An 18,208-nucleotide genomic window follows, 5' to 3' on the forward strand; every position below is an offset into this window, starting at 1 on the left:
TTGCGGGATGCGTGGTATGATTCGAAAGAGGAGTGACGTCTGGCTGGTTACGTTCGGCATCACGGCCACGACGAGTACTGTCGCCTTTCCAATCATTTTCTGGATCACTTCTGTCGAGGACAGGTGGCACGATATCCCGATTTCCATGGGCCTGACCATCTCGATGAGCATCTTTTTCGGCTGGATGATGTCTCGACAGGTCTACAAGAACTTTGAGCTGGCCCAGCAGCTTAGCCAGCTTCTGGAGAAAGATCGGCTCACCGATGTCGCGACCCGGGACTTCTTCTTCATGCGCATGAAAGAAGCGCCCGACGCTTACGGCTTGTCCCTGATGGTCGACATAGATCACTTCAAGTCCGTGAATGACACCTATGGGCACCTCGCCGGGGACGCCGTGATCCGCCATGTCGCCCATATCCTGCAGAGCAACTGCCGCAAGGAAGATATCGTGTGTCGGTTTGGCGGCGAGGAGTTTGTCGTCTTTCTCTACGGCGTCGGCCCGGCAAATGGCTACGACGCTGCCGAACGGATCCGCAAGGTCGTGGAAAAAGCGGTAACGCAACATGATGAGGTCGACCTGCGAGTAACCGTCTCCATCGGCGGCTCTCTCAAGGAACGGACGGATCAGATAGACCGTGCCGTCAAGCAGGCGGATGAGGCGCTCTACAAGGCCAAGGAACTGGGACGAAATCGCTCCATCATGAGTTGGCGACAGCAGGGCGAACCAATGAAGGACGCAGCTTGACCCACCGCTCGTCACCTCCCTGCGGCAGCGACCCGCCGAACGGAGCCACCCTGTTCCCGAGGGACGAGGTAGTTGGGCCCGAGAGCATGCGTATGGAGACAGAACCGGCGCGGGTACATCACGCGCTCACCGAGCTGACAGGTTCGAACTGGAGTTGGGCCCTGGTTCGCAGCAAGCGCGATGTTTGGATTGCGGCCGTCACGATCACTTCCCTTGTGGATCTTGTGGTCGTGATCCTTGTTGCCAATATCACGCCCAGGGAGGAATGGCCGCTCGACCTGACACTCAGCCTGCTGGTGGCGACCGCGCTGAGCCTGATCGTATCCGTCAACATGGCGCGGCAAACTCTCCGCAACCACGAACTGGCACGAGAGTTCGGCCACCTACTGGAGCGAGACAGGCTGACGGATGTCGCCACACGCGACTATTTCTTCCAGCGGATGGCCGAGACGCCGGTCGCCAATGGGCTGTCGCTGATGATCGATATCGATCATTTCAAGGCAGTGAACGACACCTATGGCCATACCGCAGGAGACGCCGTGATCCGCCATGTGGCGCAGATCCTCCGCGCGAACTGCCGGTCGCAGGACATTGTCTGTCGCTATGGTGGCGAGGAGTTCGTCGTGTTTCTGTTCGGCGTCGGGCAAGAGGATGGCCTGAAGGCCGCCGAGCGAATTCGCAAACTCATCGCGACCGCGGAGACACGGCATGAAGACCTGAAGCTGCGGGTCACAGTCTCCATCGGTGGCTCACACAAAGACCGAACGGAAAGAGTCGAAAGAGCGATCAAGGAGGCGGACAAGGCTCTCTACAAGGCCAAGGCACTTGGACGGAATCGCAGCATCATGACCTGGCTTCAGCCGACGGTCCCCGTTTAAGACGTCGCCTGAGCTGCAGCCTGACGCGCGATTTTGTGAAGCGCCGGCCCCCGCCCCCGTTCGCATCAATGCCCCATGCCGACGCGCATGAGCGCGTGCCGCACCGCAGTCAGGTCATGCGCCGCCTTCATCCCGGTCAGGCGCAGCATCTGCATCTGGGGATTCGGTGAGCGGGTAACGCGGTTGAAGATGTCGATGGCCCGCACGCGTCTGCGGATATCCGACCCACGTTTGCGATCGTATTCTTCGAGCATCTTCTCGCCGCCCAGCCCCTCACGCCCGGCCATCAGGGCGAGGTCCCGCAGCAGGATAAGGTCGTTGAGCGAGGTGTTCAGCCCCTGTGCCCCAATTGGCGGAATCACATGTGCCGCCTCGGCCATGATCGCCACACGCTGCGCGGAGAGCCGCTCGGCGCGTTGGCTGATGATCGGCCAGAGCCGGCGTTCGGATTTCAAGTGGAGCGGCCCAAGGATATAGCAGGAGCGTTCGGACATCCGCGCCTCGAATTCCGCGATTTCCATCCGCGCAAGCGCTTCAGCCCGCGCACCCGGATTCATCCAGACGACGGCCGAGGCTGGCTGTCCGTCAAGATCCGGCAGCGGCACAAGCGTGAACGGACCGCCCTTGTTGTAGATTTCGGTGGAGACATTGGCATGCGGCTTGGGATGGCCGACAACGAAAGCCAACGTCTTCTGACCGTAACGCGTCGTGTGTACGCCAATCCCGGCCGCCTCGCGCACAGCGGAGTTGCGACCATCCGCGGCGACAACAAGCTGCGCTGCAACGGAATCACCATCGGACAGCCGCACAAGCACGCCGCTGTCACGGCTGACCATGGACGAAAACGCCGTGCCGAAACGCAGCTCCACGTTCTCCTGATCTTTCAGCACCCGCGCCAGCCCCTGCAGAACGCGCCAATTCATAAGGTTCCAGCCAAAGCTCTGCTCGCCCAGGTCGCTGGCCAGGAACTCGCGGCTGTCGCGGATCTGGGGCGGCCAGTTCACGGTGTCGACCACGCGCAGCACGTTGAGCGGCGTCGCCGTCTCGGCAAGATCGTCCCAGAGCCCGACCTGTTCGAAAAGGTGCTTGGCCGGCTGAAGGAAGGCGGTGGACCGCAAATCGGACCCGTCGGCGTCGCCCTCGGTCACGGGGGGCTCCGGCGAGACCAGGAGAGTGCGATATCCCGCGCGCCCAAAGGAGAGCGCCGCAGTCAAGCCGGCGATCCCGCCGCCGGCGATTAGGATTTCAGTCTCGGTGCGTGCCATGATCGGACCCTCCTGCGACGGATTTAGGGCGCGGATGCCGCCAGGTACAAGCGGCAAACGGTCCCGGCTCGCGCAGCTGGCCTTAAGGCTATTGCCCGATCGAGATGAGGACCAGCGCAATCAGCGACACGAAGGTCAGCAGCACGAAGACCAGGCCAATGCCGGCCACTCCCATCGTCACGCCAGCGATCACGGCCACGACCAGCAAAAGGGCGACGATCGCAAAGAAGGCGCCTTCGCCCTCCGAGCGGGCCAGGCCCTTCCAGCCACGATCACCCGTGAAGGGGACCAGGTTTTCGGACGGTGGGGTGTGGTTTTCGGTATCGCTCATGGAATCCTCCGGCAAAATCAGCTTGGCGTCACATTAGCCGATAGCCCGGTCCTGCAATTGGCGCAACATGCCGCAGATTGAATGTTATCTGGCCGCTACGCCCGCAGCAATCCACCAAAGGAAAGGGCGCGCCCGACTGGACGCGCCCACTTCTTCTGGGCCAGACGACGTATCGAGGATCAGGCCTCGACAGTCTCCGCCTCGATGGCAGTCTTGCCGTTCGAGATCTCGACCCGGCGCGGCTTCAACGCTTCGGGCACTTCACGGACGAGGTCGATATGCAGCATACCGTCGACATGGCTGGCGCCGGAGACGCGGACATGGTCGGCAAGCTGGAAGCGGCGGTCAAAGGCGCGGGTGGCGATGCCGCGATGGAGGAACTTGCGCTCCTTGTCATCCTCGGCCTTGCGGGCAGAGACGATCAGCGCGCCTTCCTTGACCTCGACCGACAGCTCGGATTCGGCAAAGCCGGCGACAGCTACGGAGATGCGATAGGCATCCTCGGCGGTCTTCTCAATGTTGTAGGGCGGGTAGGTCGGGGCGGAAACTTCGGTTTCCATCACGCGGTCCATCATGTCAGCGATGCGGTCGAAGCCGACGGTGGCACGGTAAAGGGGGGCAAAATCAAGTGTACGCATAGGTCACATCCTCTTTTGAGCGACGGTGTCTTGGTGCGCCTTCCATCCGGACAGGCGCCGGTTACGTTCACCGGACCCGCTCGGCGGCATCCGGATGTGAGAAATATGGGGGGCAGTTTTGGCGGTTCAAGAGGTCAGGGGCGCACGAAACGCGCGCCGATACCCGGCCGATCTCCCTGGGTTGACCCGGGCAGAGCTGTCCGCGGCGCAGCCTGCGCGCCATCCCAGACGCCCGAGCCACTGCGCAGCGCTCGGCGCAACTTGGAAAGCGGTGCCTCGATCGCCATCCCGAAGACCTCCGTCTTGCCGTCCTGTCGGCTGCCGCGCGAAACGATCGAGACAATTCGCGGGCGGCCCGCGGTAAGCTCGAAGATCGGCGCACCCGAGGACCCGAACGTGGTATCGCAGGAAAAGCGCAGCGCGCCCTGCCCCTTGAAAGTCGTCCGACAGGCACGTTGCCAGCTCGGTGCCGAGAACCGGTCACGGGCGAAGGAAACGACGGTCACCTCCGCGCCTGTTCCGGTGCGCGACGAGGTCGCAAAGGGAGAGGCGTGCCCGGCCGGGATCGGGGTGGACAGCTCCAGCAGCGCAACGTCGGATAAGAGCTGCCGCAAACCGTCCTGGTCAAAGGTGTCGTAATCGGGGTGGGCCACGGCGCGTGCTCCCTGGCTTTGACCAATCGCCTCGCCATCGCGCAGGCCGGCGCGAAACGTGATTTCGGTTGGGTCGCTTCGTTTTCCCGACCGGCTGTCTATCAGGCAATGCGCGGCCGTCAGGACGAGATCCGGCGCGATCAGCGCCCCGGTGCAGAAACCGCGCCCGTCCTTGTCCAGCCGCCCGACCGCCTCCCAGCCGAGCAGGTCCTGGCGCAGGGTCAGCCGCTTCAGGTCGGTATCGGCACCAGCCGGCAGGGCGAGAGCGATCAGGCCCACCAGGAGCAACCGCCCGATCATGGGCGCAGGAACTTGGCGCCCAGTCGTCCGGAATCCGGGCTGCCGGGCAGGCTGCGTCCGGTTTCGAGCGGAATTTCAACAATGTCCTGCGAGAGCTGCGCCTGCAGCGCCTGCAGCGAGCGGCGCAACTCGCCCACCAACGCAACCGGCGACCCGTTGGCCTCCGCCTTTGCCGAAACGACAGAGATGATCTCCGGCCCGGCCTCGCCTATCAGGAAGATCGGCGCGCCGGAAGCGCCGGAATCGACCGAGCAGGAGAGCATCCCGACCCCGCCGAAGCTCTCGAGCACATGACAGACCTGTTGCAACGACGGCGCCTCTGACCGGTCCTGGGCATAGGAGACCACGGTCACCTCCTCGCCCTTGCGCAACTTGTCTGTGGTCATTTCGAAGGGGCGCACGCGCGTCGACCGGATCGGCTGGTCGAGCTGCAGCAGCGCCAGATCCCGCGCCACGCGAGACACTTTTCGGGCCGACCCGTAGTCATAGTCGGGATGAGCCACCGCGCGCCGCACGCCACGATAGGCCTCTGCCCGTCCGTCGCGCCATCCGGCAAGGAACTCCATGCGGCTGACCGGCAAACGCTCGCCGGTCTCGGCGTCAAAGAGGCAATGCGCCGCTGTCAACACTCGATCGGGCGCCACCAGCGCCCCGGTGCAGAAGCTGCCAAAGCCGAAATCGATCCGCCCGACCGCTTCCCACCCACGCGTCGCATCGCCCGTGTTGAGCCGGGTCAGGCGGCTGTTTTCCTCTGCCGACGCCACGACAGGCGCTGCGATGAAACAGGCGAAAAAGAACAGAAGACGCAGCATCACTCCTCCGGCGGCGGCATGCCTCCGAGGTACAATCGCTGTCTGGCAGGATTGTGGCAATAGTCAGTAGCGATGGGCTGTTTCTTTCATCGCCTCGAAAAACCGGCGGGCGGCCCTGAGCGCGAGACCGACCGCACGGGTTCAGAGTGCCATCGGGTCCAGCGCTCGCGGTTTCGGCCCGCCATGGGCCCAGTCCAGCAACTCGACCGTGTGGACCACCGGTATATCAGTCCCTGAACCGATCTGCATCATACAGCCGATATTGCCCGCCGCGATGACCTGCGGCGCCTTTGCCTCGAGCGTCCGGACCTTCCGGGTCTTCAATTCCTGCGAAATCTCCGGCTGCATCAGGTTATACGTCCCGGCCGAGCCGCAGCAGAGATGCGAATCCGCTGGCTCGACAACCTCGAACCCGGCCCGCTTCAACAGCGTCTTCGGATGGGTCTTGATCTGCTGGCCGTGTTGCAGCGAACAGGCGGCATGATACGCGACCCGCAACGTCTCCGGGGGCGCCGTCTCCCCGCAGAGCTCGATCAGCACTTCGGAAACATCCCGCGCGATTGCGCTGACCGCTGCGGACTGCTCCGCATATGGACCATTGCGGAACATGAAACCGTAATCCTTCACAGTTGTTCCGCAGCCCGAGGTGTTGATGACAATGGCATCCAGCCCCTCGCCCTGCATTTCCCCCCACCAGGCGTCGATATTCTTCGCTGCCGTGGCATGGGCTTCGTCGCTCTTGCCCATGTGATGCGTAACCGCGCCACAACAGCCCTGCCCGTCGGCCACCACAACCTCGCAGCCGAGCCGTCGCAGCAGCCGGATCGTGGCATCGTTGATATCCGTGTTCAACGCCCGCTGCGCGCAGCCGGTCATCAGCGCAACCCGCATCTTCCGCGCCCCTCGCGCCAAAAAAACCTGCGGATCGTCATTACGGCTCACCGGCGGGATGCGCTTCGGCGCCATCTCCAGCATTGCCCGCAGCCGCGCATCCGGCACCAGCCGCCGCAGCGGCCGCGCCAGTTTCGCGCCCAGCATCGCAACCCGGAACCGCCCCGGATAGGGCAGGATGCGCGCGAGGGTCCAGCGCAGCATCCGGTCCAGAAGCGGGCGCTTGTATGTCTCTTCGATATGCTCGCGGGCATGGTCGACGAGGTGCATGTAATGCACCCCCGAAGGACAGGTCGACATGCAGGCCAGACAGCTCAAGCAGCGGTCGATATGCTTGACCGTATGCGCATCCGCCGGCCGGTCATTCTCCAGCATGTCCTTGATCAGGTAGATCCGCCCGCGTGGAGAATCCAGCTCGTCGCCAAGCACCTGATAGCTCGGACAGGTCGCCGTACAGAAACCGCAATGCACACAGGCGCGCAGGATCTCGTTGGCCCGCGCGATCCCCGGATCCTGCAGCTGTTTTTCTGTGAATTTGGTCTGCATTCCGTCCTACCCCGTCGCCTGCTCGCCCATCATCCCATGCGTCCGGGATTGAGGATGCCGCGCGGATCGAACCGCGCCCGAAGTCCCTCCGCAATTGCCGCCACCGGAGCGGCTTGCGGCTCAAAAACATCGCCGCGCGCACGCCGCTCGGACGACGCCCGCATCAGTGTCGCGTGACCACTCAGATCGCTCAGCGCCGCGCGCAGATCGACCTCCTCCGCCAGCCGCGCCCAGATCAGCCCGCCGCCCCAATCCATCAGGATCTCGGCCTCGGGGAGCCGCTCAACCACCATTGGCGCGTCGGAAGGCCGAACCGAGATCCGCCAGACGGCCGCTTCGCCGTCCGCCAACGCCGCGACATCGCGGATGGCCTGCCAATCCCGCGCGACGGCCTCCTGATCACGCTCCACGCTCACCGCTGCGAAGGGTGCCAGCAGCGCCTTCAGCCGCTCGGCCCGGTAGGTCACGGAGGCTTCGAACCCCTCGATACGAAGGGTCGTGACCGCAGCCGTGTCCGGCCCGCCCGGACGATGCGCTGCCCCGGTCACCTCGTAAGGCGACCCAAGCGCTGCGGACATGGCCTCCACGGCCCGCTCGATGCCCAAACCGGCGACCGAGAGGCTGGCCGTCGCTTCCGGAGCCGGCAGCACCTTGAGGCTCACCTCGGTCAGGACGCCAAGCGTGCCGTAGCTCCCCGTCATCAGCTTCACGAGGTCATAGCCCGTGACATTCTTCATCACCCGCCCGCCATTCTTCACCAGCGTCCCGGTGCCGTCGATGAACCGCACACCCAGCAGGCTGTCCCGACAGGCCCCTGCCTGCACACGGCGCGGGCCCGAGGCGTTTACGGCCACCGCGCCACCAATCGTCGGCACGCCCTCGGTGCCGAGCAGCACGCGATGATCCATCGGCTCGAAGGCCAGCCGCTGCCCCTCGGACGCCACCGCCGCCTCGATCTCCGCCATTGGCGTTCCCGCCCCGGCCACGAGCGTCAGCGCGCCCGGGTCGTACAGCGATATGCCCGACAAGGCAGCGGTCGACAGCGCACGCCCCGCGACCGGAGACCCGATTGGCCGGGTCCCGCCACCATTGAGGGAGAGCGGACCGGACGCATCCTGCACAAGTTCCGCCATCTCCCGCTCATTTGACGGCGTCAGCATTGCGCGCCCTCCTCTGTCCTGTCCCGTCTCTGCCCTTGCCGACCCCAAGTCGTCACACGCACGCCTCCCATTGTCCCGCCCGGCGCCCTCACAGCGACCGCTCCCGGCGCGACGCAGAGCTTGCCAGCGGGAAAACTTTCGCCGGGTTCAACAGCCATTTCGGGTCGAAAACGTCCTTCACCGCCATCTGGATTTCCAGATCCTCCGGCGCGAACTGATGCCCCATCAGGTCGCGTTTCTCGACGCCGACCCCGTGCTCGCCGGTCAGGCAGCCGCCCGCCTCGACACAGAGCTTCAGGATCTCCGCCCCGAGCTGTTCGCACAGCTCCAGATCGCCCGACTTGTTGGCGTCAAAGAGGATCAGCGGATGCATGTTGCCGTCCCCGGCGTGGAAGACATTGCCGACCTGAAGACCGAATTGCTCTGCCAGCTCGCCGATCCGCCGCAGCACCATCGGCAACTCGGAGACGGGGATCGTCCCGTCGAGACACATGTAGTCGTTGATCTGCCCCATCGCGCCAAAGGCCGATTTCCGCCCCAGCCAGATCCGCGCCGATTCCTCCGCCGAGCCGCTCTCGCGCAGCTCCACCGGGTCGTGCCGCCGCGCGATCTCCAGGATCTTGCCAAGCTGCTCGTCGATCTCCGCCGCCGAACCCTCGACCTCGACGATCAGCAGGGCCTCGCAATCGGGATAACCGGCGCCGGCGAAATCCTCGGTCGCCCGGATGCAGAGCCGGTCCATGAACTCGATCGCCACTGGCAGCACACCGGCCTTGATGATGTCCGAGACGCAGCGCCCGGCGGTTTCGCTGTCATCGAACCCCATCAGCACCGGCCGCGCGCCTTCCGGTTTGCGCAGAATGCGCAGCGTCGCCTCGGTGACCACGCCGAGTTGCCCCTCCGAGCCGCAGACCAGCCCGAGCAGATCATAGCCGTCAGAATCCAGATGCGCGCCGCCCAGCTCAACCACCGTGCCATCCATCAGAACCATGGTCACGCCGAGCAGATTATTCGTCGTCACGCCGTATTTCAGGCAATGCGCCCCGCCCGAATTCATCGCGATATTGCCGGCAATCGCGCAGGCGAGCTGGCTCGACGGGTCCGGCGCGTAGAAGAAATCCTCTTCCTCGACCGCGCCCGTCACGCTCAGATTGGTTCGCCCCGCCTGCACACGGATGGTGCGGTTTGCATAATCGGTCTCCAGCACATCGGTCATCCGCGCCACACCGAGAATCACGCAATCCTCCGTCGGCAGCGCGCCCCCGGCCAGCGAGGTCCCTGCGCCGCGCGGCACCACCGGCACGTTCTCCTCGTGGCAGATCCGCAGCACCGCCGCGACCTGTTCGGTGGTCTCCGGCAAGACAACGGCGAGCGGCGGACACTTATAGGCGGTCAGCGCATCGCACTCATAGACCCGCGTCTCCGCCGGCTCGGAGATCACCGCTCCGGGAGCGAGACCCTCCTGCAAGCGCCCGACGATATGCGCCTTGCGGGCGAGCAGCGCCGCATTGGGAACGGGCATGTCCATATGTGTCCTCCCTGAATTGGTAAAGAAATAATACCAATTTTTCCGGCTGGCAACAGATCATTTCGGGAGTAATGTCCGCGCATGACGCTTCTCGATGCACTTTCCCTGCTCTCCTGGCTCGACCTAGCCGCGCTTACCTGCCTGATTCTATGTTGGTTCGGCATCGGCTGGCGGATCGAACACGCGATGGGCGGGCCGCGTTCGGTGTCGAACCTGATGCTTGCCTATCGCGAGGACTGGATGCGGGAAATGGTCACTCGCCAGCCCCGCATCTTCGACGCCACCATCCTCGGCACGCTGCGACAGGGCACGACCTTTTTTGCCTCCTCCTCCATGCTTGCCATCGGCGGCGGTCTCGCCCTGATCGCCAACCCGCAGCCGCTCAGCGATGTGGCGGGTGATCTCGTGAACAATCCTGCGCCAGCAATCCTGTGGGAAATCAAGCTGATGCCGGTCCTGCTCTACCTGGTGTCGGCCTTCCTGTCCTTCGTCTGGTCGCACCGGCAATTCGGTTATTGCGCGGTGATCATGGCCTCGGTCCCCAATGACCCCGAAAACCCCCTCACATATCCCCGCGCCGAGAAGGCCGCAGAGTTGAATTCCCGCGCCGCCCGCAGCTTCAACCGGGGCATGCGCTCGGTCTATTACGCGCTCGGCGCCACCGCCTGGCTCGCCGGAGCCGTGCCGCTGATCCTTGGTGCGCTGGCGGTGACGGGAATGATCTGGCGGCGCGAATTCGCTTCGCACAGCCGGGCGCTGCTCCTGCGCGAGGATGGCTGACGAGATCGTGACAGCAGACCCCAGAATTTCGTGCCAGTTTGCGCGCATGAAACACCTTGCTCTTCTCCTCTGCTGCCTTCCGGCCAGCCTCGCTGTTGCCGACCCGGCGGTCATCGAATCGGTGGAAGCCCGCCCCGGCGCTTCCGGCTGGACTTTTTCCGTCACCCTGCGCCACGGCGACACCGGCTGGGACGACTATGCCGATGGCTGGCGGGTCCTCGCCCCGGACGGAACCGTCCTTGGGACCCGCGAACTGGCCCACCCGCATGTGAACGAACAACCTTTCACGCGCTCGCAATCCGGCATCGAGATCCCGGCGGGGATGACAGAGGTCGATATCCAGTCCAGCACCTCGGTGGAAGACTGGTCGGGCGAGACAGTCCGCTTCACGCTGCCGAGCTCGTAAACCCCGGGCAAGGCGGATCAGACCAGCCCCTTCTGCGCCAGTGTGATCCGTGTCGCCTGGTTCAGGTCGTACAGGCCAAAGTTTCCCGGCCGCACCCAGGCATGGTCGTCAAACTCGGCATTGAGCGTGATCTCCCGGTTCGTGGCGTGGCAATCGAAGATGAGATAGATCATGTAGATCTCCTCGGTCGACCCATCGGCATAGGACTTCCAGCGGGTATCGTCCCGAAAGCTCCAGGGCGTCACCTCGTCAATCTCGAGCCGGTCGCCAAGCTCTTCGCGGATTTCCCGACGCAGCCCCGCCTCGATGCTCTCGCCCGGTTCCAGCCCACCGCCCGACAGGCCCCACTGGCCGGGAAACACACCCCGGTCCTCTGGCATCCGGCAAAGCAGCCAGGCACCGTCATTCTCGATGAGTGGGCAGAGGATGACTCGCTGTTTCATGTACTTTCCCTCCGGGTTTTGCCGTCTTCGGATAGCGGCTCCAGGCAACGCAAGGAAAGCACCAAGGCACCATGCCGAAGGGTCAGCGGCGCCCTTCACGGAGCCACGCCCCGAGCATCAAGCCGGTGGCGAGCAGCAGGAAGAGAAGCGGAGCGACCAGCGGGATGAGGGTCACGTCGGCCGTGCGATAGGCCCCGCGCGGGGTGATGCCGATCCAGCCGCGCCCGGCGGCAGCGCGGCCTTCCCGGACCGTTCGCAACCGCGGCAGCCCCTCTTCAAGCCGCACCGCGCCGCCGCGGCGCGCGGCAACCGGTTCGGCGACAAGCGCGTCCGTGGCGATTGTCTGCTCGAACTCCTTCGGCGCCGCCGGGCCGAGCGCAACCACGGCGGTCAACTCCCCTTCCGCAAGACGGTAGAGCCCCGGCTCGACGCCGGTGAACGCCCCGCTGTAACGCCCGGGCGAAATCTCGGTCAGCGCGACCATGCGCGTGCTGCCATCCGGCGCGGTGACCTCGACCGGCTCGGGAATATCGCCCAGACTGCGGCGGGTCAGGGTCACGTCGAGCCCCTGCGCCGTCGCGGTCAGCGCCTCTTCCTCGAGATCGGGTTCCTTCATCGTCCAATGTGCCAGCCGGCGCAGCAATTCGAGCTGCGGGCCCCCGCCTTCGAAACCGCGCGACCAGAGCCAGGCATGGTCCGAGCCGAGCAACGCCACGCGACCTTCGCCAACGCGGTCGAGCTGCAGAAGCGGGCGGTCGCCAAGGCCCGAGAGCACCGTATGGCCGCGCTCCGCTTCAAGTTCGACCAGGCGGAACCAGCGGCCCCAGCCGGGACCGTCCCCGCCATCGGCCGCGGTCGGCCCAAGGCGGTCAAGCCCCTCGGTGACAGGATGTTTGCGGCCGGTCTCGGTGATTTGCGGACGGAAGCCTTCCTCGATCACGCGGGCAGTCGGGAAGGCGGGCAGGATCTCGGCCAGCGGCGAGCGGTAAAGGCTGTCTGCGGAGGCGAAATCGGGGCCGGCGGCGACGAGGATCGCGCCGCCCTGCTCAACATAGTTCCGAACATTTTCCAGGTAGAGCATCGGCAGGATGCCCCGCCGCTTGTAGCGATCGAAGATGATGAGGTCGAACTCGTCGATCTTTTCGAGGAAGAGCTCGCGGGTCGGAAAGGCGATGAGGGAAAGCTCGGTGACCGGCACTCCATCCTGCTTCTCCGGTGGGCGCAGGATGGTGAAATGGACCAGATCGACGGAGCTGTCGGATTTCAGTAGGTTTCGCCAGGTCCGTTCGCCCGCATGCGGCTCACCGGAGACGAGCAGCACGCGGAGTCGGTCCCGCACGCCATTGATCTGGACCACGGCGGCGTTGTTGCGGTCAGTCAGTTCGCCGTCGGCCGCCTCGACCTGGAGGCGGACAACATTCATGCCGCCATGGGTCAGCGTCAGGGGCAGTTCGAGGTCCTGCCCCAGCGGGACCGTGACGCTGAACGGATCCTGCGCATCGATGGCGATGGAGAGCGAGACCAGCCCGCCGGTCTCGGGAACGGCGCCGCTCTGCTCGACCCGCATGCCGAGTGTCACTTCCTCGCCGACAATGGCAAAGGCGGGCGCGGATTTGACGATAAGCCGGCGGTCCCAGTCAGTGTCGCGCCCCGTCTGAAGCAGGTGCAACGGCGCGGGCAGGTCCGGGGCGCGTTCGATGTCGTGGACCAGCCCGTCGCTGAGCAGGACTGCGCCGGCGATGCGCGCGCGCGGGGCTTCCGCGGCAAGCTCGGACAATGCGGTCATGGCCAGGGAGCCGGCATTGTCGGCATCATCCAGCAGCGTGACCGTTCGCAGTTCGGTATCGGGGAGCGCTTCGATGGCGGCCTCGAGATGGGCAAGCGCGGCGTCGGTCTGCGCCGCGCGGTCACCGATCCGTTGCGAGGCGGTGCGATCGACCACGGCGAGGACGATGTCGGACAGCGCTTCACGTTGTTCGACCTGATAGGACGGGTTGGCGATGGCCACGATCAGCGCGGCGGCGGCCAGCCCGCGGAGCCACCAGCCGCGGCCACCACGCCAGAGTGCCAGCACGACAAGAAACGCCGCCAGCGCGCAGGCCGCCCAGATCGCAGGCCAGGGCAGGAGCGGGTCGAAGAGGATATCGGAAGCGCGCATCACTGGCCCAGCCTGTCGAGGAGGTCCGGGACATGGACCTGGTCGGATTTGTAGTTGCCCGTCAGCACATGCATGATCAGGTTGACGCCAAAGCGCAGGGCGATCTCACGCTGACGTTCGCCGGAATAGCCCCGCCCGACGGGGAAGAGCGGGGTCCCGCCCTCGTCGACCGCCCAGGCCGCGGCCCAGTCATTGCCCCCGATCACCACCGGCGTCACACCGTCATTCAGGTTGCGGAAGGGCATGCCCTCGACCTTCTTTGCATCCGGCGGTGCGGCCTCGACCCAGACATCGCGGCTGGCGAAACGACCGGGGAAATCCTGCAACAGGTAGAATGTCCGGGTCAGGACATGGTCCTCGGGGATTGGCTCCAGCGGCGGGATGTCGAGCGGGCGGGCAAGTTGCTGCAGCTTGCGACCCGTGGGCGTGCCCGAGCCAAAGCGGCCGATATCGGCATCGCGCGTATCGAAGAGGATCATTCCGCCATTGCGCAGGTAGCGGTTGAGCCGGCCATAGGCCTCCGCTGAGGGGATGGGCTGCTCCAGTGAGATCGGCCAGTAAAGGAAGGGGAAGAAGGCGAGTTCGTCCATCTCCAGGTCGACGGCGACAGGTTCGATCGGTTCAATGGACGTACGGTTGAAGAGCGTCTCGGAAAGCCCCTTGAGCCCTGCCGCAGCGACGCGATCAAGCTGGGCATCGCCCGTGGCCACATGGGCGAGGACGACCTCGTTCGTGGCCAGACGTGCAAGGGCGTCATCGGCGCGCGCTTGCGGAGCGGCGAGAAGCGCCACGGCAAGGAGTGCGACGCTGCCGGCGCCCCCTGCCCGCCGCAGGCGCCCGGAGAGCCAGAGAGAGGCCAGCAGATCCAGCCCGAAGAGCAGCAGCGCACCGGCAAGGGCCGGACCCTTTAGCAAGGTCTCGCGAGCAACGGCCAGCCCTTCGACTGCGATCCGCGCCGGCCAGTCCGCCGGGGCAAGCGTGGCCGCACTGTCCAGCACGTTCAGCGCGATGCGACGATCCTCGGCAACATAGAGGCCCGGCGGCATGTCGGCAGCGGGGTTGCGCTCGGCGAGACGTTCTCCGGGAATACCGGCCAGATTGCCGGCGTCGCGCAGCTCCCCGAACCCATCAAGCACCCGCTCCGCGGCCCAGGTCGTGCCGGCCAGTTCAGCGGCGTCTGGCACAGAGGGCCGGGTCGAAATCGCCAACCGTTCCAGCATCTGAACGAAGAGGCCAGAAAGCGGCAGGCTCGACCATTCGGCATTGGCCGTGACATGGAAGAGCACGATCTGCCCCTCGCCCAGAGGCCGCCGGGTGACCAGCGGTGTCCCATCTACCAGCGCGGCGATGGTGCGTTCGGAGAGCGCCGGGTCCGGCTGCGCCATGACCTGCGAATTGACGACCACATCGGCCGGTATTTCCAGCCCGTAGAACGGCGTGCCCTCGGCGAAAGACCGCAGGCCCTTCGGCTCGCCCCAACTCATCGCGCCACCCACGGACCGCCCGCCTTCGCGCAAGCGAACAGGCATCAACGGATCAAGCTCGGCGCGGCTGATGTCGGACCCTGCAAGGCGCGGCCCGGCAAAGCGGACAAGCAACCCGCCCGCCTCGACCCAGTCGACCAGCCCGGCTTCCTCGCCCGGCGCAAGCCGGGCGACATCGGCCAACAGGATCGCGTCGGGATTGGCCAGCAGCAGATCTTCAAGCGCGCCGTCGAGCAGGTCCGCGGTCGGCGCAAGCGCCTGCTCAAGGTAATGCAGCGGCAGGAGCAGCTCCAGGCCTTCGCGATCCTCGCGCCCGGCGATCAAGGCCACTTCGCGACGCTTCAGGCTGTCATCGGTGAGCGTCACGGCGCCTGCACTGCGCTGACCGGCAATCTCGAACCTGCTGACGCGGTTGCGCATTTCGGGCGGCAGGGACAGTTCGACCCCGGCCAGCGCCGAACCGGCCTCGAAGGAGACGGGAGCCGTCGCGAGATGACGTTCGACCCCGGCCGGATCCAGCCCGATGGCCGCGACCTCCGCCGCTTGCGCGAACCCGTCGCGCGACCGCAGCGCCGTCAGTTGCACGATCCCGTCTTCGTAACCTACCGGGCGCAGACCGAGTACGGGTCGTCCCGTCTCGAAAACTCGCACAGATCCGCGCGCTTCAAACGCATCCAGCATCGCGCCCCGCGCCGGATCGGCCAACCCGTCCGAGAGCCAGAGCGTGTCGAAGCTCTCCGACCCCAATGCATTTATCCAGGCCGCCTGCGCCTCCGGGTCCGGTGCCCAAGGGTGCGGCGACAATCCGGCCAGCCGGGTCGCCCAGCGGTCGGCAGAAAGGAAATCCGGCGCAGTGGGCGTCAGTTCGGTGCGCTGGACCAGCGCCACCGGGCGCCCGGCCCGGCCGGCATCTTCCAGCGCCACCGCAATCCGGTCACGTCGCTTGCTCCAGTCGCCCGCCTCGGCCCAGCTTCCATCCGTCACGATCAGCAACGGCCCGGAGCCGCTCTCGGAGACCTGCGGGTTCAACACCGGCCCGGCAAAGCCAAGGATCACCGCCGCCGCCGCCAGCATCCGCAGGAGCAGGAGCCACCAGGGCGTGCGGTCGGTCTGGGTCTCCTCGTCGGTCAGTCCCAGCAGCAGCGCCACGCCCGGAAAGCGCCGCCGGATGGGCGCGGGCGGCACCGCGCGCAGGATGATCCAGAGGATCGGCAGCACCAGCAACCCAAGCAGCAGCAGCGGCGCCGTGAAACCTATCGGGCCCAACATCCACATCAGCGCGCGCGCTCCAGCGTTGAATAGAGCCAGAGCAGCGCCGATTGCGCGCCCTCGCCGGTATGATGTCCCTTGTACAGCCAGCCGGAGAGGCGCGCGAGTCGATCCAACCGATCCTTGCGCTCGGCAAGCCGTTCGAGATAACGCGCCTTCAGGTCGCCCGCCTTAAGCGTTTCATGCTCCAGCGTGCCCCCCATGCTCTCGAAGACCGTCCGCCCGTCGAACGGAAAGCTCTCTTCGACCGGATCGAGGATCTGGAACAGCGTGCCATGCACGCCCCGATCCGCCGCCTTGGCCAGCGCCGCCTCGACCGCCTCCATGTCGCCCATGAAATCGGACAGGAACACCGCGCGGGCATGAGCCGGCAGGCCCGGGGTCTGCGGCTTGCCGTAATCATCCTCGGAAAGCGCCCCTGTCAGCGCGTCGGCAAGCCGGACGAGCTGAAGCTGGCCGGAGCGCGGCGGTGTGCCGAGATTGGCGAGCCCGACCCGTTCGCCCGCCCGCACCAAAAGCACCGAAAGCGCCAGCGCCAGAAGCCGAGCGCGGTCCGATTTCGTCGGGCGCTCTGTATCGCCCGTGAACCCCATCGAGCGCGACCCGTCGACCCAGATCACCACGCTCTGCGCCGCCTGCCATTCCTTCTGCCGGATGAAATGCACATCGGACTTGGCCGAGCGCCGCCAGTCGATCTCGCGCGCCTCGTCGCCCTGCGAGATCGGGCGGTATTGCCAGAACTCGTCGCCCATCCCCGCGCGCCGTCGCCCATGCGCGCCCAGCATCACCGTCGAGGCGAGATGCTCAGCCTGCGCCAGAAGCGGCGGCAGGGCAGCGGCCAGGCCCTCGGCCCGGCTGCGCAGCTGGGGTCCGGCTTGTGTCACGCGGCGGCCTCGATCCGTCCGACCTGTGCCGCGACGGTGTGGATAAGGTCACCGAGGCTCTCGCCCCGCGCCCGCGCCGCAAAGGTCAGCGCCATACGGTGCAGCAGAACCGGCTCGGCCATCTGCACAACGTCCTCGGTTGAGGGTGCCAGCCGCCCGTCGAGCAATGCCCGTGCCCGCACGGTCAGCATCAGGGCCTGCGCGGCGCGCGGCCCCGGTCCCCAGGAGACATTGCGCGTCACTTCTTCCGGCACGCCCGGCTCGCCGGGGCGGAAGGCGCGGACAAGGTCGAGAATCAGTTCTACGACCTTCTCGCCGACGGGCATGCGGCGGAGAATGACCTGAGCGGCCATCAGTTCCTCCGGCGTAAAGACCGCATGCGCCTCGTCTTCCTCGATCCCGGTCGTGGCGAGCAGGATGTCATGCTCCGTCCCGCGATCCGGATAGGGCACGTCGATCTGAACAAGGAATCGGTCGAGCTGCGCTTCGGGCAGCGGGTAGGTCCCTTCCTGTTCAATCGGGTTCTGCGTGGCCAGAACGTGGAAAGGGGAGCCGAGCGGGCGGTGCTCGCCGGCAATCGTCACCTCCTTTTCCTGCATTGCTTGCAGCAGCGCCGATTGCGTCCGCGGCGAGGCGCGGTTGATTTCGTCGGCCATCAGAAGCTGGCAGAAGATCGGCCCCTCGATGAAGCGGAAATCGCGCCGCCCGGCCTCGCCGGTCTCCAGAACCTCCGAGCCGAGGATATCCGCCGGCATCAGGTCCGGCGTGAACTGGATTCGATTGGTGTTGAGCCCCATCACCGTGCCCAGCGTGTCCACCAACCGGGTCTTGCCAAGCCCCGGCAGGCCGATCAGCAGCCCGTGTCCACCGCAGAGAAGCGCCGACAAGACAAGATCCACGACCCGTTCCTGGCCGATGAAACGCCGTGTGATCGACGCCTTGGCCTCGGCCAGCTTCTGCCCAAGGGCTTCGATTTCTGAAACAAGTTCGCTAGGCTCGGTCATGGAAAGCACCCTCGGGCAATTCTGTCGTCCCCA

Annotated in this window: 17 protein-coding genes; 4 read left to right on the forward strand and 13 right to left on the reverse strand. The window is 65.6% G+C overall.

The annotated features are described in order from the left end of the window. Positions 1 to 16 precede the first annotated feature (16 nt). Together R3X27_RS15985 and R3X27_RS15990 are read left to right on the forward strand one after the other, a co-directional pair. On the forward strand, positions 17 to 745 hold the full coding sequence (locus R3X27_RS15985) for a GGDEF domain-containing protein (protein ID WP_317709878.1): 729 nt from the start codon (positions 17 to 19) through the stop codon (positions 743 to 745). A gap of 92 nt (positions 746 to 837) precedes the next feature. Next, positions 838 to 1,623 (forward strand): GGDEF domain-containing protein, encoded by a 786-nt coding sequence (locus tag R3X27_RS15990; protein ID WP_317709879.1) that lies wholly within the window; start codon positions 838 to 840, stop codon positions 1,621 to 1,623. 65 nt (positions 1,624 to 1,688) lie between these two features. Here R3X27_RS15990 and R3X27_RS15995 read toward each other — a convergent pair whose 3' ends face one another. From R3X27_RS15995 to R3X27_RS16030, 8 genes are all read right to left on the reverse strand, one after another. Further along, on the reverse strand, positions 1,689 to 2,888 hold the full coding sequence (locus R3X27_RS15995; protein WP_317709880.1) for an FAD-dependent monooxygenase: 1,200 nt from the start codon (positions 2,886 to 2,888) through the stop codon (positions 1,689 to 1,691). Positions 2,889 to 2,976: 88 nt separating this feature from the next. Continuing rightward, positions 2,977 to 3,219: a hypothetical protein gene (locus R3X27_RS16000; RefSeq protein WP_317709881.1), complete on the reverse strand. Its 243-nt coding sequence runs from the start codon at positions 3,217 to 3,219 to the stop codon at positions 2,977 to 2,979. Between the two features lie 179 nt (positions 3,220 to 3,398). Beyond that, the gene (locus R3X27_RS16005) at positions 3,399 to 3,857 is read right to left on the reverse strand and encodes an Hsp20 family protein (protein WP_317709882.1); all 459 of its coding nucleotides are present in this window, start codon (positions 3,855 to 3,857) and stop codon (positions 3,399 to 3,401) included. A gap of 134 nt (positions 3,858 to 3,991) precedes the next feature. Further along, a complete protein-coding gene (locus R3X27_RS16010; protein ID WP_317709883.1) occupies positions 3,992 to 4,789 on the reverse strand; it encodes a trypsin-like serine peptidase in 798 nt (265 codons plus the stop codon). Positions 4,790 to 4,806: 17 nt separating this feature from the next. Further along, positions 4,807 to 5,622 (reverse strand): trypsin-like serine peptidase, encoded by an 816-nt coding sequence (locus R3X27_RS16015; protein ID WP_317709884.1) that lies wholly within the window; start codon positions 5,620 to 5,622, stop codon positions 4,807 to 4,809. Positions 5,623 to 5,763: 141 nt separating this feature from the next. Next, a complete protein-coding gene (gene glcF / locus R3X27_RS16020) occupies positions 5,764 to 7,059 on the reverse strand; it encodes a glycolate oxidase subunit GlcF (RefSeq protein WP_317709885.1) in 1,296 nt (431 codons plus the stop codon). 29 nt (positions 7,060 to 7,088) lie between these two features. Continuing rightward, complete coding sequence (locus R3X27_RS16025) at positions 7,089 to 8,216, reverse strand: FAD-binding protein (protein ID WP_317709973.1); 1,128 nt, start codon at positions 8,214 to 8,216, stop codon at positions 7,089 to 7,091. Between the two features lie 91 nt (positions 8,217 to 8,307). After that, entirely contained in the window at positions 8,308 to 9,747 is a 1,440-nt protein-coding gene (locus R3X27_RS16030; RefSeq protein WP_317709886.1) for an FAD-linked oxidase C-terminal domain-containing protein, read from the reverse strand. An 81-nt stretch (positions 9,748 to 9,828) separates the two neighbouring features. On the opposite strand from R3X27_RS16030, the gene R3X27_RS16035 reads away from it, so the two are divergent. Both R3X27_RS16035 and R3X27_RS16040 read left to right on the forward strand, forming a co-directional pair. Further along, complete coding sequence (locus tag R3X27_RS16035; protein ID WP_317709887.1) at positions 9,829 to 10,527, forward strand: DUF599 domain-containing protein; 699 nt, start codon at positions 9,829 to 9,831, stop codon at positions 10,525 to 10,527. 46 nt (positions 10,528 to 10,573) lie between these two features. After that, positions 10,574 to 10,933 (forward strand): hypothetical protein, encoded by a 360-nt coding sequence (locus R3X27_RS16040; RefSeq protein WP_317709888.1) that lies wholly within the window; start codon positions 10,574 to 10,576, stop codon positions 10,931 to 10,933. Positions 10,934 to 10,950: 17 nt separating this feature from the next. Here the strand turns inward: R3X27_RS16040 and nudI are convergent, their stop codons facing one another. The 5 genes from nudI to R3X27_RS16065 form a co-directional block, all read right to left on the reverse strand. Then, on the reverse strand, positions 10,951 to 11,376 hold the full coding sequence (gene nudI / locus R3X27_RS16045) for a nucleoside triphosphatase NudI (protein WP_317709889.1): 426 nt from the start codon (positions 11,374 to 11,376) through the stop codon (positions 10,951 to 10,953). A gap of 82 nt (positions 11,377 to 11,458) precedes the next feature. Then, positions 11,459 to 13,534 carry a hypothetical protein gene (locus R3X27_RS16050; protein WP_317709890.1) on the reverse strand — a complete coding sequence of 692 codons (2,076 nt, stop codon included), beginning with the start codon at positions 13,532 to 13,534 and terminating at the stop codon, positions 11,459 to 11,461. Beyond that, positions 13,534 to 16,293 (reverse strand): DUF4159 domain-containing protein, encoded by a 2,760-nt coding sequence (locus R3X27_RS16055; RefSeq protein WP_317709891.1) that lies wholly within the window; start codon positions 16,291 to 16,293, stop codon positions 13,534 to 13,536. Before R3X27_RS16055 ends, R3X27_RS16050 begins: the two co-directional genes overlap by 1 nt. Beyond that, positions 16,293 to 17,171, reverse strand: a complete 879-nt coding sequence (locus R3X27_RS16060) for a DUF58 domain-containing protein (protein WP_317709892.1) — start codon at positions 17,169 to 17,171, stop codon at positions 16,293 to 16,295. The genes R3X27_RS16055 and R3X27_RS16060 overlap by 1 nt, the downstream gene beginning before the upstream one ends. Next, positions 17,168 to 18,175 (reverse strand): MoxR family ATPase, encoded by a 1,008-nt coding sequence (locus R3X27_RS16065; RefSeq protein ID WP_317709893.1) that lies wholly within the window; start codon positions 18,173 to 18,175, stop codon positions 17,168 to 17,170. The genes R3X27_RS16060 and R3X27_RS16065 overlap by 4 nt, the downstream gene beginning before the upstream one ends. Positions 18,176 to 18,208: the final 33 nt, after the last annotated feature.

Source organism: Tropicimonas sp. TH_r6 (genome assembly GCF_033101155.1).
In the GTDB taxonomy this organism is placed as follows: Bacteria; Pseudomonadota; Alphaproteobacteria; order Rhodobacterales; family Rhodobacteraceae; genus Tropicimonas.